The sequence below is a fragment of the Pseudomonas sp. ANT_J28 genome, assembly GCF_008370005.1.
Taxonomy (GTDB): Bacteria; Pseudomonadota; Gammaproteobacteria; order Pseudomonadales; family Pseudomonadaceae; genus Aquipseudomonas; species Aquipseudomonas frigoris.
Window position 1 is genome coordinate 109,967 of sequence record NZ_VOBM01000001.1, and the last position, 23,754, is coordinate 133,720.

17 protein-coding genes and 1 pseudogene are annotated in these 23,754 nt (G+C 57.7%); 14 read left to right on the forward strand and 4 right to left on the reverse strand.

The features are described from left to right. Nucleotides 1-51 precede the first annotated feature (51 nt). Nucleotides 52-576 (forward strand): transporter suffix domain-containing protein, encoded by a 525-nt coding sequence (locus FQ187_RS00475; RefSeq protein ID WP_149627984.1) that lies wholly within the window; start codon nucleotides 52-54, stop codon nucleotides 574-576. A gap of 164 nt (nucleotides 577-740) precedes the next feature. Beyond that, the gene (locus tag FQ187_RS00480) at nucleotides 741-1,277 is read left to right on the forward strand and encodes a cupin domain-containing protein (RefSeq protein WP_256667251.1); all 537 of its coding nucleotides are present in this window, start codon (nucleotides 741-743) and stop codon (nucleotides 1,275-1,277) included. Here FQ187_RS00480 and FQ187_RS00485 read toward each other — a convergent pair. Further along, a complete protein-coding gene (locus tag FQ187_RS00485; protein ID WP_178122652.1) occupies nucleotides 1,261-2,169 on the reverse strand; it encodes an AraC family transcriptional regulator in 909 nt (302 codons plus the stop codon). The genes FQ187_RS00480 and FQ187_RS00485 overlap by 17 nt on opposite strands. 164 nt (nucleotides 2,170-2,333) lie before the next feature. Here FQ187_RS00485 and FQ187_RS00490 point away from each other — a divergent pair. The 3 genes and pseudogenes from FQ187_RS00490 to FQ187_RS00500 all read left to right on the forward strand — a co-directional run bounded on the left by FQ187_RS00490 (nucleotide 2,334) and on the right by FQ187_RS00500 (nucleotide 5,393). After that, nucleotides 2,334-3,061, forward strand: a pseudogene (locus FQ187_RS00490) (NAD(P)-dependent alcohol dehydrogenase). A gap of 87 nt (nucleotides 3,062-3,148) precedes the next feature. Further along, nucleotides 3,149-4,108, forward strand: coding sequence for an alpha/beta hydrolase (locus tag FQ187_RS00495; RefSeq protein WP_371925492.1), 960 nt, complete (start codon nucleotides 3,149-3,151; stop codon nucleotides 4,106-4,108). 76 nt (nucleotides 4,109-4,184) lie between these two features. Then, entirely contained in the window at nucleotides 4,185-5,393 is a 1,209-nt protein-coding gene (locus FQ187_RS00500) for an MFS transporter (protein WP_178122653.1), read from the forward strand. A 72-nt stretch (nucleotides 5,394-5,465) separates the two neighbouring features. On the opposite strand, the gene FQ187_RS00505 is transcribed toward FQ187_RS00500, so the two are convergent. Both FQ187_RS00505 and FQ187_RS00510 read right to left on the reverse strand, forming a co-directional pair. After that, nucleotides 5,466-5,870: an SDR family NAD(P)-dependent oxidoreductase gene (locus FQ187_RS00505; protein WP_149627986.1), complete on the reverse strand. Its 405-nt coding sequence runs from the start codon at nucleotides 5,868-5,870 to the stop codon at nucleotides 5,466-5,468. A gap of 33 nt (nucleotides 5,871-5,903) precedes the next feature. Then, on the reverse strand, nucleotides 5,904-6,533 hold the full coding sequence (locus tag FQ187_RS00510; RefSeq protein ID WP_149627987.1) for a dTMP kinase: 630 nt from the start codon (nucleotides 6,531-6,533) through the stop codon (nucleotides 5,904-5,906). Between the two features lie 475 nt (nucleotides 6,534-7,008). Here FQ187_RS00510 and FQ187_RS30200 point away from each other — a divergent pair, with 475 nt between their 5' ends. The 9 genes from FQ187_RS30200 (at nucleotide 7,009) to FQ187_RS00560 (ending at nucleotide 21,033) form a co-directional block, all read left to right on the forward strand. Further along, the gene (locus FQ187_RS30200; RefSeq protein WP_256667252.1) at nucleotides 7,009-7,410 is read left to right on the forward strand and encodes a hypothetical protein; all 402 of its coding nucleotides are present in this window, start codon (nucleotides 7,009-7,011) and stop codon (nucleotides 7,408-7,410) included. A 1,075-nt stretch (nucleotides 7,411-8,485) separates the two neighbouring features. Beyond that, a complete protein-coding gene (locus tag FQ187_RS00525) occupies nucleotides 8,486-9,622 on the forward strand; it encodes a sensor histidine kinase (RefSeq protein ID WP_149627988.1) in 1,137 nt (378 codons plus the stop codon). A gap of 769 nt (nucleotides 9,623-10,391) precedes the next feature. Next, nucleotides 10,392-11,603 (forward strand): non-hydrolyzing UDP-N-acetylglucosamine 2-epimerase, encoded by a 1,212-nt coding sequence (gene wecB / locus FQ187_RS00530; protein ID WP_371925493.1) that lies wholly within the window; start codon nucleotides 10,392-10,394, stop codon nucleotides 11,601-11,603. Nucleotides 11,604-11,644: 41 nt separating this feature from the next. Beyond that, on the forward strand, nucleotides 11,645-13,858 hold the full coding sequence (locus FQ187_RS00535; RefSeq protein WP_149627989.1) for a hypothetical protein: 2,214 nt from the start codon (nucleotides 11,645-11,647) through the stop codon (nucleotides 13,856-13,858). Nucleotides 13,859-13,870: 12 nt separating this feature from the next. After that, nucleotides 13,871-15,985 carry a glycosyl transferase family protein gene (locus FQ187_RS00540; RefSeq protein WP_149627990.1) on the forward strand — a complete coding sequence of 705 codons (2,115 nt, stop codon included), beginning with the start codon at nucleotides 13,871-13,873 and terminating at the stop codon, nucleotides 15,983-15,985. Further along, nucleotides 15,982-18,525 carry a bacteriophage N4 adsorption protein A gene (locus FQ187_RS00545; RefSeq protein WP_149627991.1) on the forward strand — a complete coding sequence of 848 codons (2,544 nt, stop codon included), beginning with the start codon at nucleotides 15,982-15,984 and terminating at the stop codon, nucleotides 18,523-18,525. Before FQ187_RS00540 ends, FQ187_RS00545 begins: the two co-directional genes overlap by 4 nt. A gap of 8 nt (nucleotides 18,526-18,533) precedes the next feature. Beyond that, nucleotides 18,534-19,187: an alginate O-acetyltransferase AlgF gene (locus tag FQ187_RS00550; protein ID WP_149627992.1), complete on the forward strand. Its 654-nt coding sequence runs from the start codon at nucleotides 18,534-18,536 to the stop codon at nucleotides 19,185-19,187. Continuing rightward, nucleotides 19,184-20,173 carry a twin-arginine translocation pathway signal gene (locus FQ187_RS00555; RefSeq protein ID WP_149627993.1) on the forward strand — a complete coding sequence of 330 codons (990 nt, stop codon included), beginning with the start codon at nucleotides 19,184-19,186 and terminating at the stop codon, nucleotides 20,171-20,173. The genes FQ187_RS00550 and FQ187_RS00555 overlap by 4 nt, the downstream gene beginning before the upstream one ends. Further along, nucleotides 20,140-21,033 carry a hypothetical protein gene (locus FQ187_RS00560; RefSeq protein WP_149627994.1) on the forward strand — a complete coding sequence of 298 codons (894 nt, stop codon included), beginning with the start codon at nucleotides 20,140-20,142 and terminating at the stop codon, nucleotides 21,031-21,033. The genes FQ187_RS00555 and FQ187_RS00560 overlap by 34 nt, the downstream gene beginning before the upstream one ends. Before the next feature lie 19 nt (nucleotides 21,034-21,052). On the opposite strand, the gene FQ187_RS00565 is transcribed toward FQ187_RS00560, so the two are convergent. Beyond that, entirely contained in the window at nucleotides 21,053-23,662 is a 2,610-nt protein-coding gene (locus tag FQ187_RS00565) for an EAL domain-containing protein (protein ID WP_149627995.1), read from the reverse strand. Nucleotides 23,663-23,754: the final 92 nt, after the last annotated feature.

Genomic DNA, 23,754 nt, shown 5'->3' on the forward strand with positions numbered 1-23,754 from the left:
TTTTTAAGCGCCATCAAATCTACTGTGATCCGTTAGAAGGGTACGACGATTATGAATAACACCCCGGGTGTTGTTGAGCCTCATTCAGCCGGTTGGCGCTTTAAGTTGGGAATAATCATTATTTGCTTGATGCTCGGTTCCTGGCTGTTGGTGCCGCTCGCAGCGGCAGCCAATGTGCCGGGTTCAAAGATCGCTGCACTGACAGGCGTACTGTTCATCAGCAACAAAATCCTGCTGATTCTCGCCATTGCCATCATGGGCAAGTCAGGATTCCAACAGTTAAAGCGCAGCCTGTTCGGTTATGTGTCTTCACTTGCACCCAGCACGGATGTCGAAGTGGGTCCATTGCGTCATAGAGTTGGCATCGTGATGTTCTTTGTGCCGCTGATTTCCTCTTTTCTCGAACCCTACATCGACAGCATTTGGCCGGGGCTCAGACCCAACCTCTGGCAAGTTCAAGCGCTGGGTGACCTGATGCTGATCGGTAGCTTTTTTGTATTGGGGGGGAATTTCTGGGAGAAAGTGCGCGCCTTGTTTATTCGCACTGCTCGTGTCGCAAACACAAGTGCAGCGTGAATAACAATAGTGGGCGAGGGTAGTGAGTACTCGTGCGTTAAAGCACTGATGGTTAGCTCTACTAAATAGCTCTTTAGCATAGTTATTATTAATTGTGCGCATAATAACAATAGAGTATGCGCATGCGTTGCACGTAACTTTAAAGACTGGAGGGCTCAATCAACATGACTACCAGCACCTTTGATAAAAACATTCCTAGCGCTGAAGCTGTGATCGCAGCACTGAATCTGGAACCCCACATGGAAGGCGGTTTCTACCGCAGAACCTTTCAAACCGACCGCCACGCGATGGTCGAGACCGCTGGGGGCCGGCGCTACTTGATGACATCCATTTACTACTTGCTGACCAAGGATTCGCCGATAGGTCATTTTCATCTGAACCAATCGGACATCGTGCATTACTACCATTTGGGAGATGCGATTCAGTACAGCCTGATTTTTCCGGACGGCGCATTAAAAACGGTTGTGATGGGCAGCGATATCATCGCCGGACAATGTGTGCAGCTACATGTAACGGGTGGCGTCTGGAAAGCTTCGCAGCTTACAAATGGATTGGCGGGATACGGCCTGTCTCGAAACATCGTGTTACGTGTAATGTATATTATGTTAAATTGTTTGTCTGGATGGAACTTTGCCATAAGCCATCCCCTATACGTCCTGACACGGATATCAGTGTCCTCACTCTCTAACCTCGCAGCATAGAAATATCTCGCTTGGGCGCTACGCCAAACAGCCGACTGTACTCGCGACTGAACTGCGACGGGCTTTCGTAGCCGACCTTGAAGGCTGCGCTGGAGACATCCTGATGTTCGTTGAGCATCAACCGTCGCGCCTCGTTTAACCGCAGCCATTTCTGGTACTGCAACGGGCTCATCGCGGTGAGCTGGCGGAAATGATGATGGAAGGTCGGCGTGCTCATCTGCACCCGGGCTGCAAGCTCGTCGACGCGCAGCGCCGAGGCGTAATTCAACTTTAACCAATCAATGGCTTTGGCGATTCGATAGCCTTGGCCATCGACGGAGGTGATTTGTCGGAGCCTGCCCGCCTGATCACTTTTCAACAGACGGTAGTGGATTTCGCGCTGGATCAAAGGGGCGAGAACTGGAATAGCCTCTGGTTCATCCAGCAGCGCCAACAAGCGCTCGAATGACGCGAGCATGACTGAAGTCACTGAACCGATACCTACCCCCTTCCCGACAGATCGTTCACGGGTGGGAGGCAGGTCACTCTGTGCCAGCTCAGCCAGCATGCGCAGATCAAGCTTGAACGTCAGCCCCAGGCACGGTTTTTCCGGGCTCGCCGCCAGCACCTCCGAGTTGGCCGGCAAATCCAATGAGGTGACCAGAAAACGCGAGGTGTCATACAGATAGCCTTGACCGCCGACCCACAACTGCTTCTCGCCCTGGGCGACAAGGATGATGCTCGGCTCCACCATGCACACGCTGGGCGGCGACGGATGTTCGCGCCGAAAGAAGCCGAGGCCTGAAATTGAGGAGCCGAAGTCACCCGGTGTAGGGACTCGCGAGCCAATGATCCTCGCGAGCGCTTCCAGGGGGGATGTGAGTGAAGCGATGATTGGGTTAAGGGTTGTCATGATGATCGTGTACCTCTTCGCTGAACTCTAACCCGCCCGCTCAGGACCGTCCTGCAAAAAATCGCAGACTCATAGAATCAGGCAAGTAATCCAGCGGATTGCACTATATGCAGTCTGGGCCGAGCGGGAGAATGTTCATCTGACAACTCATCGAGGACGTTCTCATGCTTGTACAAGCCTATGGTGCTCAGGCGGGCGACAAACCCCTTGAGCCTATGCAAATCAGTCGCCGTGCTCCCGCCGCCCATGATGTTCAGATCGATATCGCCTTTTGCGGCATTTGCCATTCCGACCTGCACCAGGTGCGCGCTGAGTGGGCAGGCACGCAATTCCCCTGCGTACCGGGGCACGAAATTGTGGGTCGTGTATCGGCGGTCGGCGCGCATGTTGCGGACTTCAAAGTCGGCGATTTGGTTGGTGTAGTCGTGGCGTTCACCACGTCCGAATCCAAACGCGAAGCGGCGAAGGAGTTGGGCGCTGACGAAGTTGTGGTATCGCGCAACGCTGAGGAATGGCCGCGCATGCCAAGAGCTTCGACTTCATCCTCAACACCGTCGCAGCGTCCCGCGATCTCGATGCTTTCCTCGTTCTGCTCAAGCGCGATGGTGCGTTGACGCTGGTCGGTGCGCCCGCCTCGCCGCATCCGTCGCCGAACGTGTTCAACCTGATCGTGAAACGCCGCACGATTGCTGGCTCGATGATCGGCGGCATCCCTGAAACGCAGGAGATGCTGGATTTCTGCGCCGAGCACGGCATCGTCGCCGACATCGAACTGGTTCGAGCCGATCAGATCAACGACTCTTACGAACGGATGCTCAAGGGTGACGTCAAGTATCGCTTCGTGATCGACAACGCCACATTGGCTGGCAAAGCGAAAGACCCCAGCCAATAACGACCCAACCAAAAGGACGATCCAGTGAAAGGTGTTTTTCTCGCCCTCGGGCTGCTTGTTATCTCTTTTTCTTCAACCGGAGCCGACATGTCAAAAGGTGCGGACAACTTCTACAGAAGCGAGAAAGTGACCGTTGAAAAGGTCACCTTCAACAATCAATACGGTATGAAAGTCGCGGGTAACTTGTTCACCCCGAAAGACCTCGACCCGAAAACGAAAAACGCCGCCATCATCGTTGGCCACCCCATGGGCGCGGTAAAGGAGCAAAGCGCAAACCTATACGCCACCAAAATGGCCGAGCAGGGATTTGTCACGCTGTCGCTGGACTTGTCCTTCTGGGGCGAAAGCGAGGGCACGCCTCGTCAAGCGGTCTCGCCTGATATCTACGCCGAAGACTTCAGTGCCGCCGTGGACTTTCTCGGCACTCGACCGATAGTTGATCGTGAGCGTATCGGCGTCATCGGCATCTGTGGCAGTGGCAGTTTCGTGATCAGTGCGGCCAAGATTGATCCGCGTATGAAGGCTATCGCCACCGTCAGCATGTATGACATGGGCGCTGCCAATCGTAACGGCCTCAAGCACGGCGTAACGGTTGAACAACGCCAGCAGATCATTCGTGAAGCAAGCCAGCAGCGCTATGCAGAATTTCAGAACGGTGAAATCCGCTACACAGGTGGCACGCCACTCAAACTGACCGGTAATGCCGTGGGGGACGAATTCTTCGACTTCTACCGCACTCCGCGAGGAGAGGTCACGCCTGTCGGCGCATCGGCGAAGACAACCACGATGCCGACACTGACCAGCAACGTGAAATTCATGAACTTCTATCCATTCAACGACATCGAGACCATCTCCCCTCGCCCGCTGCTGTTCATTGCTGGCGCCCAGGCACATTCACTCGAGTTCAGTGAGGATGCGTACAAACGCGCGGCCGAACCGAAAGAGCTGCTCATCATTCCGGATGCCGGGCATGTAGATCTTTACGACCGGGTCAACCTCATCCCATTCGCCAAGTTGACCTCGTTCTTCAAAAGCAACCTGAAGTAGTCTGGTCGGGCATCCGTTCTCGCTCGCGGCCTCGTTTTCTCGGCCGCGACACTTCACGCATTACAGGATTTATTCAATGATCCAACGCACTCTCTCAACCCCGAAAAAACCTGAACAATCGTGGGGAGCTGTGTTCGCCATGTCGCTTGCCGCCTTCGTTCTGGTGGCATCGGAGTTCATGCCCGTCAGCCTGCTGACACCCATTGCCGCCGATCTGCATATCACCGAAGGGCAAGCGGGCCAGGGCATTTCAGCCTCTGGCCTGTTTGCGCTGTTCGCCAGCCTCCTGACCGCTTCGGTGGCGGCGCGGGTCAACCGCAAGCCACTGCTGTTGTCCCTGACGGTGCTGATGATCGTTTCAGGAACCGTGGTCGCGTTCGCGCCGAACTACTGGGTGTTCATGGTCGGCCGCGCGCTGATCGGCGTAGCAATTGGTGGCTTCTGGTCTTTGTCGGCAGCAACCGCCATGCGCCTGGTGCCTGATGACCAAATCGCTCGCGCCATGGCAGTCGTCAATGGCGGTAACGCTCTGGCGACAGTGATTGCAGCACCTCTGGGCAGTTTTCTTGGCTCCTTGATAGGATGGCGCGGTGCATTTTTGTGCGTCATCCCGGTCGCGGTAGTCGCCAGTATCTGGCTTTTGCTCAGCCTTCCTGCGATGAAGTCGCAAAGCGGTTCAGGCACTGGAAATGTTTTCAGGTTGATGAAAAGCACACCTATCGCACTAGGCATGGCGGCAGTCAGTGTCTTTTTCATGGGCCAGTTCATGCTATTTACCTACCTGCGCCCGTTCCTTGAAACGGTCACGCACGTCAGTGTTTCCATGCTGTCGCTTATGTTGCTCGTCCTCGGTCTGGCAGGCCTGGCGGGAACCTTCCTGATTGAAGCATTCTTGAAAAATGGTCTGCATCGCACACTTATCTTCATCCCGATATTGATGGCGGTGATCGCACTGGCACTCGTCTCATTCGGGAGCTCGGTGGCTTCCACCACCATCTTGCTGGGTCTCTGGGGACTGGTTGCGACCGCGGCGCCGGTGGGATGGTGGACATGGCTGGCCAGAACATTGCCAGAGGATGCGGAAGTGGGAGGCGGCTTAATGGTGGCGATCATACAACTGGCCATTGCATCCGGCGCAACCGTTGGCGGACTGGTATTTGACTCGAACGGCTATCGAGCGACTTTCGAGTTGAGCGCCACGTTGCTAGGCGTGGCGGCAGTTCTTGCCTTCCTGGTTGCACGCGCAACCTCGCGGGAGTCTGTTGCATCGATGAATAGCGCTTGAATAACCACAAAACACACCAAGGCGAGTCTTGTGGTCCCAGTGGAGCAATCGCTTGCAGACTGGACGGTAAAATCAGCGTGCGCTTTCGATGATTTGGCCACCGTCAGGTGACAGGCTATACCCCGTCAAAAATTGCCCATCCTTGCTGGCGAAATACACCACCACCGGCGCAATGTCCTCTTCGGGCGATCCATAACGGCCAAGTACGTTAGTGGGCGCAGGCACATCGGCCGCAGTACCCCAAGTGTCTGCGACCGGCATGACATTCACCTTATCAACGGTGGCAGTGATTTGATCAGAATCAGCGATATCGCAGACAATTCCGAGGGCGATGCCGCCCGCGGCCTGGATATGGATAACCACCTGATCGACATTTTCAGCCGTGCGTGAAACGACTGCCACCATCGCGCCTTGCGCTGCAAAAAGTTTAGCGATCCTGTCCGTTCCCTCCCCTCCACTCCACTTTCCTCTTGGCATACATATCCAGCAATCGACTCTCGATCCGTCTGATTACGTAACATGCACCCCGGATCGAAGGACTCTATAGATCTCAGAAATCACCTGCATCGTTGCGTCTTCGATCGTTCCTTCATTACGGCATAAAACCCAGCCATGATCTGCAATCGATTGCTCAAACGCCTGGGTACAAGCGACATGTTCTTCCAGCTTATGGATCACGGTACTGCTCAGCCCACGCCGTCGTGCCGCTGCCCTCGCCCATGAAATATCAGGGGCGGTGACAACCCCGACATGCAGGTCTGGCACTCGCACGTTTCGATCAATGTTTAACTGTAGAATCTCTGCAAACGGGATTATCCGGCGAAACGCGGCATCAGATGGGTACCAGCGATCGATCAAGATGATGCTGCCTGGTGGTTGTTTCGCCAGCACATGCTGGGAAATCCAAGTACGGCTATCAGCAAAGCGCTCACAAACCCCCAACTCCAAATCCCGGGTGGGATTTCGGACGAGCTTGTTAACGAGGGCCATTGTTTCACCCCTATAGGGATCGCTTTTTTTCTCGCAAAGTCGGATAACCTTTTTGTTGTCTGCCCTCAGTACTTTCGTAACGGCCTCCAACAGTGTGGTTTTGCCGGTCCCCTTGGGCCCATCTAGAGAAACAAATAGCGGACGATTCATTCTTTAAATAACGATTGATATACGGTTTTTTTGCCCGGTTCATTCGCTGCAACCGCTTGGCGCGACTACGTGAATCGAGTGGAGGGCCCTTATGAACAGACATTGATGAACACTCTAACCTGATTCCTGGCTAGCGGGTCTCAAAATCCATTGTTACCGCCGCTTATGAACATCGGTCATCGCCCATAAGTTAAACGATGTGCCATGTTAGAGATGTTCATGAGCCTCGTAAGGTACTGATTCGACAAACCCGCTTCTGACGTCCTCTCTCTCAACGGGCCATGTACTTCATGTTCATGGCTAGTCATTGAATGAGGTCGCTACCGATGAAGCTGATTCAGTGCCGTTTCTCTTCAGGTCAGCGTGTGCCGCTACTCGTGCACGCTGGTAATACGGCGGCGTTGCCCAACTCGTTCCGTTCATCTACGTCCAACTCAAACTCAGGCACCGGGCTTACAATACTGCTGCGGCGCATATGCGCGCGATCCAGGCTTTCTACACCTATGCCAAAAGCCGAGATCTGGATATCGATGAGGCTATCTTGGCCTGCCACTTTGAGGCGATTCTGGCTTTACTGGACGGTTACTCCCTCTGGCTCCAAAGCGGCCCTCAAGCCGATAATCTGATCGGCCGAATCGGCACAGCTGCAACGGCACCTTTTCCGCAGATCGATCCGCGTACCCGTGACCAGTACCTGCGGTTGCTGAAGCATTATCTGTCCTGGTGTGTCACCCGTACATCCCGCGCGCCCGTCAGAACTCGACCATCCTGGCTAACATTGAGGTGGTATTTGCAGATGTCGCTGACGTCATTGAACGACGCTTTGAGAGCCATATCATCAATGTTCGTCCCGACCGCACTCGTTACCGCAGCCTGACAGATACGCAACTCCAGATCATTCGCACACTGATTGTCCCGGGCGCTGCGGAGAATCCGTTTCCGGAACGATTGCAGTTGCGCAATTGGCTAATGATTGACGGTTATGATTTGGAGCGGACTACGGATGAACTTCGGCGGGTCAGTGGCTGGTCCGACGCCTCGACGATGCCACGACGTTATGCAAGTCGTTATCTAGCCGAGTCGGCCAATCGCCATAACGCAGAGCGGACGTCGGCAGCCTGGAGCCGGCGTGAAAATCAAGGAGGTTTGCTGTGTCTAAATCTGCTGGTCAAGGTCACCCTTCACCCGCCTCCTCTTTGACCGCTTATGGGTTTCAGGGCCCGGCTCAAGTTGCCATTCGAACACGCACCAATGACCAGCCACGCTACGTCGATACCCGGTTGAGTGTGTGGACATGGTACGACGGTGTCGTGCTTCAGGCATCCTGCACGTCTATACCACCAGAATCATCCCCACCACACCGATTGCGCCATATACGCCCACAAACGACCCGCTATGGCTGGCTATCAACCCTGCGCTGTAGTTTCCGAAGAGGTCGCCATCTTGGAAACGTAAGCTGGAATGAGCCTGAAGATGGGATAAAAAGCCAAGGAAAAAAGCATGCCGGCGATCAAGGGCCAGTATCCCAGCGGTAGAAAACAAAGATCAAATCCGCCAGTACCACGCAGCCGTACACCAGGAGCATGGACGCGCGCAGCCCAGTTCGATCCGAGAGCCAACTGGTCATGCAAAGCAACGCAGGCTGAACTGGATAGAGGAAACGATTTCCCCCGCAACCCCACATGTCCGAGAGTGCGTGCAAGGCCACGTCCCCAGGACGAGCCTGATGAAATCCAACATGCCTCCTCCAAGCCCCCACACCTGAGCTGATACGTCCTACTAGAATAGAATCCGACGGAGAATCACCGACTAGGCTGAGATTTTGCGTTGGTAGCGCAGGCTCTCGATGTAGGCAAACCATGCCAGGCGGCCGAATCGATGCTCTAATTCAGCTTGTGCTGTTTCGTTCCCGTTTTCGACCTCGATTACGACTCCATAACAGGATCACTGGCATGCGCCTATCTGACTTCATCATCAACAACCTTGAGCCAATTCTCCAAGCTTGGGAAGACTTCGCAAGAACCATTGAGGTCCCCGGCGAAGCACTGGACCCCAAGGCTCTACGGGATCACGCCGAACAGATGCTGCATGCAATAGCGATAGACCTGTGCACCTACCAGTCTACGCAAGAGCAAATCGCCAAGGCCCAAGGTAATGCTCCTATGGAGGAATTGGAAACTCCTGCGGAAACCCATGCAGTAAAGCGTTTAATGGCGGGGTTCACGCTGGATCAGATGGTATCTGAATATCGAGCGCTGAGGACAAGCGTACTCAGTCAATGGCTGGGGCAGATGAAGGCAGGGACAGTTTTGGAAGTGGACGATATGATTCGCTTCAACGAAGCCATAGACCAGGCGCTCGCTGAGTCTATTGCTAGCTACTCGCGTGTAGTGGAGGCCTCACGCAACGTTTTTTTAGGCATCCTTGGCCATGATTTGCGCACGCCACTGGGGGCTATTTTGCTGGGTGCCGATGTTTTGCGGCGCTCGGATGAGCTGGGGGCGCGGGAGACTAAAATTGCATCGGGGATATACACCAGCGTAAGACGAGCTAGCCGGATCGTTGGCGACTTGCTGGATCTAACCCGCTGCCAAATGGGCCCTGGGATTCCCATCAAAAAGGAAGACATCGACCTAACGCCACTATGCATACGCATAGTTGAAGAGATCCGCACTTTTCATCCAAACGCGGATCTTGTCTTCAAAGTGGGGGCGTCGGCTCGCGGTGAATTCGATGGAGCCCGCATGGAACAGGTGTTTTCCAATCTGCTCAGCAATGCCGTGCAGCATGGTGATCTGCGTTTCCCGATTAAGGTTTCACTGGAAGTATCTGAGAGCAGCGTCGTGTTCGTCGTCCATAATCTCGGCGAGCCTATCCCGGAGGACATTCTGCCCTTCATCTTTAACCCCATGGGACGTTTCTCTCAGCACGCGTCTCTTGATCTAGGGCCTAGCACTGGCCTTGGCCTAGGTCTGTACATCGCTTCCGAGATCGTGGCTGCGCACTTGGGGACTATAGATGTGGCTTCCGACAGAGCGCGCGGAACCACTTTTCTCGTAAAAATGCCTATAGAGGGATTAACAACGTAAGCAGGGAAACCACAACAACTCGGTAGCAATTGGGATACTTCGATTGCTCTGCTGTACGTGTCAGTATCGGTCTACGCTATTTGGTGAGGACGAAAATAAATACGGAGAGCACAATCTACGCACCGGCATTTGTCGGCCAAAAGCTGCCGTGCATCACGGATCCAATATGTCGGCGAAGTTTTTTCCAAATTGAATATCCCTAACGCTACTAATGCGCAGTATGGCATGCGTAAAAAAGCTACTGCCCCACACAAGTCTTACTTCAAGACGACAATATTCAGGCGTCATTTTAGTGACCGCCACAACTATTACCCCGAGGACGTGTCGATCTACTACGTAGACCGCGACCATTACCACCAATGAGTAATTCAATCACACTGACGAACGGACTAAAAATATAAAATAACAAGAAAAAACAACAAGTTGGACGTTAAATAATAATCTAAAAAAACCGCCCACAAATTACAAGAAACCAGAAAAGACCGACCACAAATATAAAAGTTCCAAGTTTGATTTTTTTATTAAAAAACACATATAACACTTTAAAATATTCGCCTTCGATGCTAATAATCCGGCCAGTTCCGGTTTCCCCAGGCGACACATACCTCACATGAAGTGAACATTAGATCTCACACTGATTACCCGGCCTTTACTAAATTCAAACAACGCTTGCTTGCTCGAGTTTCAATAAAACTTGGGCCAGCTATTGTGCTGCGCACTAAAACTGCGCAAGGAAGACATCATCGTTCGCCATCATTCAAAGATTAAAATTCTTTCGATCTTCGGAACTCGTCCAGAAGCCATCAAGATGGCGCCGCTAGTCAAAGCCCTCGCTGCGGAACCCGGCATTCATTCGCAGATATGCATCACCGGCCAACATCAAAGCATGCTGAAACAGGTGCTGGATCTGTTCGACCTCAAGGCCGATTACACCCTCGACGTGATGACGCCGCACCAAACGCTCAACTCTCTGACGGCGGCGCTTTACGGGGCGATTGACCCGGTGCTGGAAATGACCTACCCGGACCGGGTGCTGGTACATGGCGACACCACCTCGGCCATGGTGGCCGCGATGGCTGCGTTCCATCGACGCATCCCGGTCGGCCATGTGGAAGCCGGGCTGCGAACCGGTGATATCTACAGTCCGTGGCCGGAAGAAATGAATCGGCGCTGCATCGACTTGGGTGCGGACATGCTGTTTGCGCCGACCCACGAGTCGCGCCAGAACCTGCTCGACGAACGCCTGCAGGGTCGCACCTTCGTGACCGGCAATACGGTGATCGACGCGTTGCAGATGACAGCGCGACGTATCGAGCAGGACGCAGACCTGCGTGCAAGCCTGGACAGGCAGTTCTCGTTCCTGCAAACCGGCCGCAAGGTGCTGCTGGTCACCGGGCATCGCCGGGAAAACTTCGGCGAAGGATTCCTCGATATCTGCAAGGCCTTGAGCCACCTGGCCCGACGCGCTGATATCCAGATCGTCTATCCGGTGCATTTGAACCCCAACGTCCTGGGCCCGGTCACCGAGCAGTTGGGCGATCTGCCCAACGTGCACCTGATCAATCCGCTGGACTACCTGGCCTTCGTGCGCCTGATGCAACGGGCCCACGTGATCCTGACCGATTCCGGTGGTGTGCAGGAAGAAGCACCGTCCCTGGGCAAACCCGTGCTCGTCATGCGTGACGTTACCGAGCGCCCCGAAGCTGTCGCGGCGGGCACTGTACGCCTGGTTGGCACCTCGCCGGACTCGATCATCGCTGGCGTCAACGCATTGTTCGATGACGACCTTCTGTGGCGCCGATGCTCCCAGGCTGCCAACCCTTACGGCGATGGCAAGGCCAGTGCGCGCATCGTCGACGCCCTGATGGGGCGCCCGGTCGATGATTTCGTCGTGGCTCGGATGCAATTGCCCAAGTTCCTGCACTACCCGTCAGGGGGGCCTGTGCCCGAAAAAAGTCACCCGGCTTTCACCTCTCTATAAACCAAACCGCTCCTCCCCTTATCAGCTCGAGATCTACCTGAATGAAGTCTTCCGTTGCCATCCATACGGGTGCGCTCAGCGCCCTTGCCTGTGGCGTGAGCCTGCTCGCGCTCATGCCGACCTTTGCCTTGGCCGCGGACAGCCCGCTCACCCAGGCGATCAACCGACTCAACGCCGACACCCGACAAGAGCGTGAGATCCGCTTGAGCGATCTGGGGATCGATGCACCGATCATCCTCGGCTCCACCGATGCCCGCCGTGAATTGTATTTGCCAGTGCCGGCGGGCGTGCCGTTGACGGATGCCACACTGAATTTCGACGCCAGCTACCTGAATGGTGAAGGCGGTCGCAACACATTACTGCTGTCGCTGGACGGCTATCCCGTGCGCGCCGAAGGGCTCAGCGAACCACAGGGCAATGCAAGCGCCACACTGGGCGTGGACAAGCAAGCGCGTGACAACGGCTCGCTGCGTCTGGGCATTGCCTGGTCGTCCATCGTGTCCCGTGTGTTGTGCGAAGACGAGCGCGCCATCGGCAATGTATTGCGTATCGAACCGGACACTCGCCTCAATTACAGCTACGACGCCAGCCAGTTACAGGACGTCGGGGCTGCCTGGAGGGCATTGCCTGGCAAACCGGGGATCATGGTCGCGCCGGGCACCTTATCCGCCGAAAGCTACGATGCGGCCTGGCGCCTCGGTGTGGCACTGGAGCGGATTGGCAAACACAGCCGCGTTCTGCCCTTCCCCGCCGAACAAGACACTGTCGACCTGACCGGCCTGCGCATCCCGGCCGAACTGCAGACTATTCCAGCGTTCGCCAGCCTTAACGGCAAAGGCTCGCACGTTCTGGCGAACCCGGCGCAAATCGGTGCGCTGTTGATGTTGGGGCAGACGCCGAACGTACAGGCGGATCTGGCAATCAACGACCCGCAACTGCTCAAAGCCGTCAATGAATCGCTGGACGCGCTGCAGAGCCAGATTCAAGGCCTCGACGCCACAGCCGCCAGCGCCTTCGCGCAATGGCGTGAGCGGCATATCAATGCAGGTCTGGCCGCCACCGGTACCGACAACGTACGCCTGGCATTGCTGGGCACGCGTCCTGTGTTGATGATCGCGCCGCAAGCGACCGACAAGGCATTGGCCCTGTTCAGCTCGGCCTGGAACACACTCGCACGCAGCCGCCAATTGACGGTCAGCGAAGCACAGATGCCATTGAGCGCCGACGGCCGTGTGGCCTTGTCGCGCCTGGGCGGCAACCCCGGCGCCATCGACGTGCTGGCCAAGTCCGACTGGAGCACTTCGTTCCCTCTGGGCAGCGTGGCCTACGACGGTCGCCTGCCGGTGAAGGCGGTGGTCGATGTGTCTGCCGCCCCCGGTGCCTCTGACACCGCGCCGGTGGCCTCGCTGTTTCTCAACGATTACCTGATTGGCGCGCAACAGCTCGTGGCCAACGGTGAACAGCAACGCATCGAAGCACGTATCCCGCGTTACGCCTTGGGTTCAAAGAACGTTTTGCGCGTGTCGTTCCAGCGTCAGCCGGTCAGCGATCGTTGCTTGGAAACACCACAGGCCTTCCCGGTCTCGGTGCTGCCAAGCAGCCACATCGTGCTGGAAAAAACCGCGCTGGCTGATGACTTCTCCGGCATGGCCGCGCGCTTTGCCATGGACACGCAAATTCTCGTACCACAGGCCTACCTCGATCATCCGGCGAGCAGCTTGCCGCAGGTGATTTCGGTGGCAGACGCCGCCGGTGTTTCGCCGCTGCGGGCGCAACTGAACGTCAGCGCCGACCCAAAGGTTTCGGTCACGCCGGACAAAGCCTTTCTCGCCTTCGAGCTGCCGGTCAAGGACAGCAAGGAATCGGTGCAGGTCGATGATCAGGGTCGCTTGCGCATCAATCACAAGGATCAGATGTTGTTGGACATCCATCCCCTCAACCACCTGGCCTCGTTGCAAGTGGTGGATGCCGGCGGCCAGCATGGTCTGGTCTATCGCGCCCTGGGCAATGACGCGCCACGCTTCGCCAAACAGATTCTGCTGACCCGCGGCGACGTGGCCATCCTCGGTGACAACGGTGCACTGACCACTTTCGACACCCAGGATCCAAGTGGCAGCCAATTGATCGACAACGAAGAACCCAAGGGCCTCGACGCCTGGCGCAAGCCGTCGCTGTTGTGGCTGATTCCGGGTGGCATCCTGTTGGTCCTCATCCTGTTGCTGGCTGGCCGTAGCGCCCGTCGCAATCGCCAGTAACGGAAACTTTCGATGACGTCGCTTTATTGGCCCTACTGGCTGGCCCACTACTACAGCTTCCTGGAGATCTCGACCATCGTGGTCGCGGTGCTGATCCTGATCTCCAGCCTGGACGATCTGTTCATTGACCTGTGGTACTGGTCTCGCCGCCTTTTTCGCAAGTTCACCGTGGATCGCAAATACCGGCCACTGACCGCCGAGCAGTTGATGGCCCGGGATGAACAGCCGTTGGCGATCATGGTCCCGGCCTGGCTGGAATATGACGTCATCGCACCGATGATCGAGAACATGGTGTCGACTCTGGATTACCAGAACTATGTGGTCTTCGTCGGCACCTACATCAATGACCAACGCACCATCGATGAAGTGGAACGCATGCGTCGGCGCTACAAGCAGCTGCATCGCGTGGAAGTCCCGCATGCCGGGCCGACCTGCAAGGCCGACTGCCTGAACTGGGTGATCCAGGCGATCTTTCTGCACGAGAAAACCCACGGCATGACCTTCGCCGGCGTGGTGCTGCACGACAGCGAAGACGTACTGCACCCGATGGAGTTACGCCTGTTCAACTACTTGCTGCCGCGCAAGGACATGATCCAGTTACCCGTAGTTTCACTGGAGCGCAACTGGTACGAATGGGTGGCCGGCACCTACATGGACGAATTCGCCGAATGGCATGGCAAGGATTTGGTGGTACGTGAAAGCATGACCGACACGGTGCCGTCTGCCGGGGTCGGCACCTGTTTCTCCCATCGTGCCTTGCGCGTACTGGCCGGGGAAACCCAGAACCAGCCGTTTAACACTGACAGCCTCACCGAGGACTACGACGTCGGCGCACGCCTGGCCAAGGTCGGCATGAACGCAATCTTCGTGCGCTTCCCGGTGCAGTTTCGCGTGTTGCGTAAATCATGGTTTCGCAAACCTTACGAATCGACCCTGAAGATGCCGCTGTGCGTGCGGGAATTCTTTCCCGATACCTTCCGTACCGCGTTCCGCCAGAAAGCCCGCTGGACGCTGGGCATTGGCCTGCAAGGGTGGGAGCAAATGGGCTGGAACGGCTCGCTGGCCAACCGTTATCTGCTGTTTCGTGATCGCAAGGGCGTGGTGACGGCGTTCGTCAGCATCATCGCCTACGTGATTCTGGTGCAGCTGCTGGGCCTGATCATCCTGCGCCAGAGTGGCCTGTGGGACGTGAGTTTCCCGACACCCTTTGAAACCAATGGCTTTATCCAATACCTGCTACTGGCCAACGGTATCGCGCTGGCCTGGCGGATCGCGCACCGCTGCTATTTCACCACCGTACTGTACGGCTGGCAGCATGGTTTGCTGTCCATCCCGCGCATGGTGGTGGGCAACTTCGTCAACTTCATGGCCGCATCACGCGCCTGGCGCATGTTCCTGGTCGGCAAGGCGCTGAACCGCAAACTGGTGTGGGACAAGACCATGCACGACTTCCCGTCCACCGACCTGGTGGCTGCCGCACCGCGCAAGCTGGGCAGCGTGTTGCTGTCCTGGCAGGCGATCAACGATGCTGACCTGCAAAGCGCCCTCGCCGAACAGAAAAACCGGCACATGCCCTTGGGGCGGATTTTGCTCAGCAACGGTTGGCTGGACGACGAGACGCTGGCTGAAGCCATCGCCTTCCAGAACGATCTGCCACGGGTATTCGATGTGGCCGCCAAGGCACGGGACTCGATCCTGACGCTGGACGATGAGTTCGCCCTGCGCTGGCGCGTGGTGCCGCTTGGCTTGAATGCCGATGGCCGCGCGCAAGTCGCCGTCGCCAGCCCTCTGCCGGCCGAAGGTCTGCAACAGATCAGCGATGAACTGGGCAGCGAACCGGTGCAACTGATTGCCCGGGAAAGCGAAATCGTCGCGCAATTGCGTCAACTAAACGTGCGTGAAGGCCAATCCGTGCCGGATGCCCGTGCGCCGCTACTGGGCGACCTGTTGATCGAAATGGGGTTGCTGGATCGCGACGTGTTCAGCCGCTCCATGTTGCAGTACCGCCCGCAGCATCACGGACGCATTGGCGACTATCTGGTCGACAGCGGCGTGCTGCCCCGCTCCACCATCGAAAAGGCCGTGGCGCGTCAGCACAGTCACTACCCTGCGGAGCTTCCGGCATGAACCGCCCCTTCCTGACCCTCATGGCCACGGGCCTAAGCCTGTTACCTGGGTTTGTTCATGCCGAGACGCTTCCCCTGCCGTTGACCGGCCCGGCCTATGAAACGGCCAACGAGGCGTACAGCGCGTACGAGCGTAAAGATTACGACCTGGCCATCGCCAAGGCCCGCGAAGCGTTGCGTCAGCGGGCTGATATCACTCGCTTGAACACCTTGATTGCACTGGCACAACGCGACAAGGAACAGCGAGACCATCCCAAGCGCTACCCGCAATCACGTCAGGCCCCAGGCTTCGGCCCCGCGGCCCAGGCGTTCAAAGCCTATGATCGCGATGACTTCGGCGTGGCTGCCCAAGCGGCACGCAAAGCCATCGCCCAAGCGCCCAAACGCATGGATTATCGACTGCTGCTGATCGAGTCGTTGCAACGCCAACAACATCTACAGGAAGCGGATCAAGCCACCACCCAGGCCCTCGCGGTGTTCCCGGACGACGATACGTTATTGATGCGTCGCGAAGCGATTCGTCGTCAACTGGCGGCGCCGCTGGCGGTTCAGGGCTATCGCGCCTTGGACCAAGGCAATGCGACCCTCGCCGTTGACCAGGCCCGAAAAGCCGTCGCCCTGTCCCCGGAACTCGGCGCCAATCAGCAATTGCTGATCAGTGCCCTGCTTGCTGCCAGGGATTACCGTGGGGCCGAACAGGCCGCGTCAGGCGCTTTGGCACAAGACGATGGGGAAATCGCTCCGTGGATTCTGCGCAGCTACGCCCTTGATCGTCAGGGCAAAACTCAGGCCGCCCAGGCTGACCTGAATCACGCCCTGGCCATCGATGGCCTGCTGGAAGCGGAAATTCGTGACATTCGTTTCTTCGCCGCGGACGCCGCACTGGCCCATGGTGACCCTCAGCAGGCGCTCGATCATCTGCAGCCACTGGTCGACGATGAAGGCGGCGAAGTGGCCCGCCGACGTACCGCTGCCCGAATGGCGCTGCGGCAGAAAAACAACGGCTTGAACGCTGTCGCCCACTTTCCGGCACCGGCCTTGAACTGTCAGGAAAGCGCCTTCGGCCTGGTCTGTGATATCTGGCCCGGTAATCAGCGCGACGGCGGAACCGACATGGCCGCCCAGGCCTACGCGGCGTTGGCCCGCAAAGACCCCGCGACAGCGGTTGCCCTGGTGAACGAAGCCATTGCCCGCGCGCCACAGAATCCGGCGTACCACCGACTGCTGGTCAGCGCCCTGAGTGATCAGAAACGTGTGCCCGAAGCCATCGCGGCGGCCAGTGACGGTCTCAAGATCAATAGCGATGATGCCCGCCTGCTCGCCCAGCGCGGTCGTTTGCGTCAGCAATCGGGTGACGATGCCGGGGCGCGCAAGGATTTTACTCAAGCCCTGGCCCTCGGCAGCCTGCCCGCTTACGAAGAAGCCAGTCTGTATGCCGCACTCGGCCAGCGTCGAACCGCACGCGAACGGCTGCAACAAGCGCGGGACACGGGCGAGCTGGAATCGATGAGTGACCTGCAGATCGCTTATTTGTCGGTCCAGGCCGGCGATGATGACGGGGCCTCCGCGTCGTTCCGCAAGGCCGATGCCGACACCCGACTCACGCCGACGGCGACCCAGGACGCCGCTTACAACGCGATGCGGGTCAATGACGACGAGCAAGCCGTTACCTACTTCAAGCGAGTCATCGACGCACAAAATTCCGGTGAACTGGACATGCCCGCGCAGCAGCTGTTCGACACCCGGCGCGCGGTGGCCGATGTATCGCGCACCTGGGGCTTGACCAGCACTACCAGTTATCGCGGCAACAGTTCAAGCAGTGGCCTGAGCTCAGCGCCGAGTAGCGGCAGCAACAGCAATGACAGCCTGCAGAACAGCACCGAGCTTTCCTGGCGTCCTTTGGGCTATCGCAACGCACGTTTTGTCGAACTCTACGGACGCGTCACCGACACGCTGTGGAGCAAGAACAGCGATTCGGATACCGGTTTCGATGCGCTGCAAGGCGCCGTGGGCGTACGGGTCAAACCCTTCACATCGCTGAACGTGATGGCCGCCGTCGAGCGCACTTTCCCCTTGGGATCGTCGGACGTTGACGGTGACTGGTTGCTGCGATTGGGCTACGGCTCAAGCGTTGGCACCGACCTGCGGGTCGATGCCTCTAGCTGGTGGACCTCGCAGTTGTTCGCTGAAGCCGGTCATTACGTCAATGATTCGCGCGACTATTTCAACAGCGAATGGCAAGTGGGCCGCAGCTACGCCATCGGTGGCGCGGGCTCGCGCTGGGTGAGTTTCCCCCATGTCGTGGCCGCGTTCGACTACGACTCCAAGATGAACAGCAAGACGGACACCGACGGCAGCACGGACTCATCATCTGGCAAGGCCGGCGGCGTTGGTATCGGTAACAACGTCCGGTACTGGTTCCGTGAAGATGCGTACAACGCCCCCCGCTCGTATGTGGACTTTTCTCTGCAGTACCGCGTGAAGGTGCTGGGCGATGACCGCGCTCAAGGCGTGTTCGCTCGCCTGACCTATTCCTATTGAGGACTTGCATGAACGTTCGAATGTGTTTGTGGCTAGGTCTTGGCCTGCTCTCGACAGGCGCACAAGCTGCCTCGGAAATCGCCCAGCTGTACGCGCCAAAATTGCCCGAAGGCTCGGCGTATGTGCGGGTGGTCAATCCCGGCGATACCGCCATGCAGGTTCGTATTGAGCAAGGCGCGACCTTTGCCCTTTCCGCCCAGAGCACGGTGGCCAGTCCCTTCCAGGTCGTGGACTCGCGGCAGCCGCTCAAGCTGACCGTCAATGGTCGCGAGATAACAGGCCTGAGCGCACCGAAAAGTGCGTGGGTCACGCTGATTCTCGACAGCGATCCGGCACGGGCGCCACGCCTGGTCATCGACCCGCCGCTGCGCGGTAAAGACCTGCGCGCCGAGCTCAGCGTTTATAACCTGAGCAGCGGTTGCGAAAAGGCTGAAGTCAAACTGGCCAATGGCGCCCCGGTATTCACCCAGCTGCCGTTCAACGGACAAGCCCAGCGCACGATCAACCCGGTGCAGGCGACGTTGGTTGCCAGCTGCAATGACAACGCCAGCCTGCCGTTGAAGCTGGCGCCCTTCAAGGCCGGCGATCGTTATAGCCTGTTCCTGATCGGCTCCCGCCAGGCCCCTCGCCTGATTGGCCTTGTCGACCAGACCGCCCCATGAACCTTCAATCCAAACCCGATCGTTTTACCCGTCGGTTGTCGATGTCCGCCATGATCGCTGGCCTGCTGTCGAGCCTGTCAGGCACCGGCGTTCAAGCGGCGTCGGCGGTGATCACCGGCAACGGCGGCTGGTTATTCCCGGCCTGGGAAAGCCTGAGCAAAGTCGACAACACCGGCACTGCCCGCAGCATTGCACTGGTCAAAGAACTCAAGCAGCAACTTGAACGCGAACATATCGGGCTGGTAGTGCTGGTGGTGCCGATGAAAGCGCCGTTTTATGCCCAGCGGCTGCCCGCCGATCAACCCTTGAACGTCGCCGTGATGCAGCGTTATGACCACCTGCAAAACGACTTGGCCCAAGCAGGTCTGACCACGCTGAACATCAAGCCAATCCTGCATCGGACCGAGCAAGGCAAACAGACCGCGTTTTACCGCGCCGACTACCACTGGACAGCCTGCAGCGCCGAAAACACCGCCGACTCCACGGCGCAACTCATTACCGCGCGCTACCGCCTGCACGGTGACCCCGGTGGTGGCGCGGTGCTGGGCCAATGGTTCGACAGACGCGCGTTCGGCGACCTGGCCAGTAATTTTCTGCCAGCGATCAAGCGCAAGGCGATTGGTCGCGACATCTACACCGTTCGCCATCAGGCAGAGAAAGACTTGCTGATCGATGACGCACCGGCGCCGGTTCAGGTGATCGGCAACAGCTTTGTCCAGCCTTACCTGGGTTTTACGCAGAAGCTTTCAAATGCTCTGGACCGTCCCGTCGCACTGACCTGGAACCCCGGCGACGTCGGTCCGTGGGCTACGCTGCTGCAATACCTGGAGTCGGCGGATTTTGCCGAACACAAGCCGCAAGTGATCGTCTGGCAATTCAACGAGGGCCAGTTCCACCTTGGCCCTGATGCGGCAGCCAACTGGAACGCCAAAGGCGTCACCTCGCTGAGCCAATGGCATCAACGCATCAAAAAGGCATTGCCGTGAAAATCTTCGGCTACACCGCCAGTCGCACGACCGTTGCTGCTCTGTTGCTTGCCGTCACCGTCGGCGCAGGCACGGGCATGCTCTACGTGACGAAGACCAAGGCCCTGGACCCGGGGATTGTCGGCATCGTCTGGCAGCCGGATAACAAGACCGTCGGAATCAGCGGACACTGGGAAAAACTGGGAGCGCGTGAGCTGCTGGTCCAATGGACAGTCGTGGACGATCAGGCATTCGTTCCCGGTACCGGCCTGCCCGCCGTACCGGTCCTGCCCGATTGGGCGCGCATCGCCAAGGCACCCTGGGCGCAGGATGTCATCCTTGGGCTGGCAGGTTATTTCAGCGAGAACCGCTCTCGGGACAACATCGAAGAACTGGCCACGGTCTCGGAACGGATCGCCAAATTGCCTACGCCGTTACACGTGACCGGATGGTATTTCCCGGCCGAAGTCGACCCCAGCTGGACCCGCGCCAAAGACCTGCCTGCCCTGCTGGCCAAGCTGCCGCGACCGTTGTGGATCAGCGTTTATGACGGTGCCAATATCGGCCCCGTCGCCACCGCCGAATGGCTCAAGCAATGGCTGCCGGATGACATCGGCGTGTTCTTCCAGGACGGTGTTGGCGTCTACGCCCGCACTGCACCGGTTGCGCGAACCTACGCCGACGCCCTGCGCCAGCGTCTGGGCAATGACCGTGTGCGGATCATCGTCGAAGCCTTCCGCCCCAACTTTGGTGGCGGCTTCCGCTCCGCGACCGCTGCCGAGCTCAAACCGCAACTGGCGGCCTATGACGGATATCCGCTCTACCTGTTCGACGGACCGCACTACGTGACGCCAGAGTTGGTCGAGCAACTGGTGCAGTAAACCGTGCGCAGCTGACGTGTTAACTTTCAGCGTGAGCGCTTTCAGCCAGAGCTCGCAGCCCTGAATGCTTCGCGTGGACGCCAATCAAGTGTCCAATCGCCTGGGCATCCATGGGCCGGCTCAAGAAATACCCTTGCACCTCATCGCACCGCGCATCCTGCAACGCCTGAAGTTGCTCGATCGTTTCCACCCCCTCCGCCGTGACTGTCAGCGACAGGGCCCTGCCCAGCCCGACGATGGCCTCGATGATCGACTGATCATCACCGCTGGCGGCCAGCCCGGAAATAAAGCTGCGATCGATCTTCAACCCATCGAAAGGAAATGAACGCAGGTAGCTCAATGACGAGTACCCAGTGCCGAAATCGTCCATTGCCAGGCGAACACCCAAGGCTTTCAAGTCATGCATGATCTGCAGTGCGCCCTTGGCGTCGTCCAGCATGACATTCTCGGTCAATTCCAATTCCAGCCGGGCCGGATTCAAACCGGTCTGCGTTAACACCGCCTGAACCCTGGACACCAGCTGCCCGCGCTGAAACTCTGTCGGCGACAGGTTCACCGAGACAAAGAGCTCTTCGGGCCAGGTCGACGCGACCCTGCAAGCGGTGTGCAGCACCCAGTTGCTCAGCGGCAGAATCAACCCGGTTTCTTCCGCAATGGGAATGAAAACGTCGGGCGCCAACAGCCCTCTCACCGGGTGCTCCCAACGTACCAGCGCTTCGGCACCGGCCATGACCCTGCCTGCAATCTGATAGCGAGGCTGAAAGTGCAGACGCAATTCATCATGTTTGATCGCGTGACGCAGATCGCTTTCCAACTGACGACGATCGAGGATTCGAGCATTCATGTCGCCCGCGTAAAAACGCCAGGTATTGCGTCCTGCATCCTTGGCTTCATACAACGCAATGTCGGCATAGCGCAGTAACTCATCGGCCAGGGTGGCGTCGGCCGGTGCCATGGCAATGCCGATGCTGGCACTGATAAACACCTCTTGCTCATTAATCTGGAACGGCTGTTCGATGCAGTCGATCAAGCGCTGGCACAGGTGCTCAACCTCATCCTCAGAAACCATATTCGCTACCACCAGCACAAACTCATCGCCACCGATTCGCGCGACCAGGTCATCGGAGCGCAAGCACTGCCCCAGCCTTTTGGAGACCTCGTTGAGCACTTGATCGCCTGCGGCATGCCCGAGCAAATCATTCACCGGTTTGAAGCGATCCAGGTCGACGCTGAGCATGACCAACGGATCACTCAGGGTCGGCGCAGCCTTGAGTTTGCCATCGAGGAATTCCTGCATACGGGCGCGATTCGCCAGGCCCGTCAGCGCATCGTGTTGCGACAGGTATTCGATCCGTCGGCGGGCCGCCACTTCTTCGGTGATATCGCTGGCCGTGCCGCGATAGCCCAGCCCCTCCATCTCCCGCACGGAAAGACGGAAAATCCTGGCTTGCCCGTCCCCTGACAGATAGCTGCATTGCAAGATGGCGTTGGCCCGTCGCGAGTGGTTTTTCAACCACTGGGAAAGCGGGCCCTGATCAGACACCAGCAAGTCATCGATAGGACGACCAAGACACTCGGCCCTGCGCAGTCCCGTCACGGTTTCGAAGCGCTCTGACAGGTAGGTGAAGCGCAACCCGGTATCGATTTCCCAAATCCAGTCGGAGGACGCTTCGGCGACATCACGAAACCGCGCCTCACTGGCCGCCAATGCCGTGCGACTGACCTGCAAGGAGGTGTAACTGGCATCCATCACTTGCGCAGCCGCCGTGGTACGCCGCTGAAAAAGCCAGGTCATCAGTCCGATAATCAGCCCCGCTATACCGACCAGAGGCAACACCACGGTCATCAACCGATACCCCGGCTGCGCCGCTGTCCACTGCAGGGTGCCCGCCGTACCGGTTTCCCCCAGACGCAAAAACGATGTGCCGAGCGCTGCGCTATCACCTGAGGCCACGCGCAATTGAGCAATCCCGAAATCACTGGCCATGCTACTCAATCGGGCAGCATCGAGCCTGGAGACGAACAACAGTATTGAGGCTGGCCTGTCATCCGTTTCGACCTGGGGGTTGGTGCCAGGCGTCAGGGGCGCGGCAGCGACCAACACCGGGGTGCCGTCGACATCGAGAAACGCCTTGATGGGTGTTTCGCTTTCGACATCGATGCGTGCACGTTCGATGAGCGCGGTGATGGGTTGTTTCAACCAGTCTTCAGCGGTGACCGATTCCAGCTGTCCATTGATGACCGAGTACACCGTACGATCGGTCGGATCGATCACAAACACGCCCTCAAACCCGAAATCCTCAAACAGCGACGAGCCGGCATTCTGGCGGACAAATGCCCAGTAGGTATCCACCTTCCTGTGCAAGTGCTCATAGGCATCGCCCCAGAATGCGTAATCCTTGATCGTCAAAAGAACCGACTTCTCCAGGGACTGCACGGCCTTTTCCGTATAAAAGCGACTGCGGCGCTCGGCGTCCTGGTTTTGCTCGAAGGCGATGTAAACAATCAAGGTGCTGGCCAACAGGAAGATCGACAACAACAGACAAGAGAAGCCCATCAAAGACATGCGGGTCAGGGAAAGATTGGAGGTTTGCATCTGCGGCAGAGGGTCGAGAGGCTTTCTTTTCATGGGGCTTCCAGGCGGCGGACTGTTGGCAGGACAAGTCCGTAATGTACTTGTTGATCTTATCGGCCCGAATATCGATGCCTTGACCCGCTATC

Coding starts and splice junctions, on each gene's coding strand:
- FQ187_RS00475 (WP_149627984.1), top strand. CDS start 52: ATGAATAACACCCCGGGTGTTGTTGAGCCTCATTCAGCCGGTTGGCGC.
- FQ187_RS00480 (WP_256667251.1), top strand. CDS start 741: ATGACTACCAGCACCTTTGATAAAAACATTCCTAGCGCTGAAGCTGTG.
- FQ187_RS00485 (WP_178122652.1), bottom strand. CDS start 2,169: ATGACAACCCTTAACCCAATCATCGCTTCACTCACATCCCCCCTGGAA.
- FQ187_RS00495 (WP_371925492.1), top strand. CDS start 3,149: ATGTCAAAAGGTGCGGACAACTTCTACAGAAGCGAGAAAGTGACCGTT.
- FQ187_RS00500 (WP_178122653.1), top strand. CDS start 4,185: ATGATCCAACGCACTCTCTCAACCCCGAAAAAACCTGAACAATCGTGG.
- FQ187_RS00505 (WP_149627986.1), bottom strand. CDS start 5,870: ATGCCAAGAGGAAAGTGGAGTGGAGGGGAGGGAACGGACAGGATCGCT.
- FQ187_RS00510 (WP_149627987.1), bottom strand. CDS start 6,533: ATGAATCGTCCGCTATTTGTTTCTCTAGATGGGCCCAAGGGGACCGGC.
- FQ187_RS30200 (WP_256667252.1), top strand. CDS start 7,009: ATGCGCGCGATCCAGGCTTTCTACACCTATGCCAAAAGCCGAGATCTG.
- FQ187_RS00525 (WP_149627988.1), top strand. CDS start 8,486: ATGCGCCTATCTGACTTCATCATCAACAACCTTGAGCCAATTCTCCAA.
- FQ187_RS00535 (WP_149627989.1), top strand. CDS start 11,645: ATGAAGTCTTCCGTTGCCATCCATACGGGTGCGCTCAGCGCCCTTGCC.
- FQ187_RS00540 (WP_149627990.1), top strand. CDS start 13,871: ATGACGTCGCTTTATTGGCCCTACTGGCTGGCCCACTACTACAGCTTC.
- FQ187_RS00545 (WP_149627991.1), top strand. CDS start 15,982: ATGAACCGCCCCTTCCTGACCCTCATGGCCACGGGCCTAAGCCTGTTA.
- FQ187_RS00550 (WP_149627992.1), top strand. CDS start 18,534: ATGAACGTTCGAATGTGTTTGTGGCTAGGTCTTGGCCTGCTCTCGACA.
- FQ187_RS00555 (WP_149627993.1), top strand. CDS start 19,184: ATGAACCTTCAATCCAAACCCGATCGTTTTACCCGTCGGTTGTCGATG.
- FQ187_RS00560 (WP_149627994.1), top strand. CDS start 20,140: ATGGCATCAACGCATCAAAAAGGCATTGCCGTGAAAATCTTCGGCTAC.
- FQ187_RS00565 (WP_149627995.1), bottom strand. CDS start 23,662: ATGAAAAGAAAGCCTCTCGACCCTCTGCCGCAGATGCAAACCTCCAAT.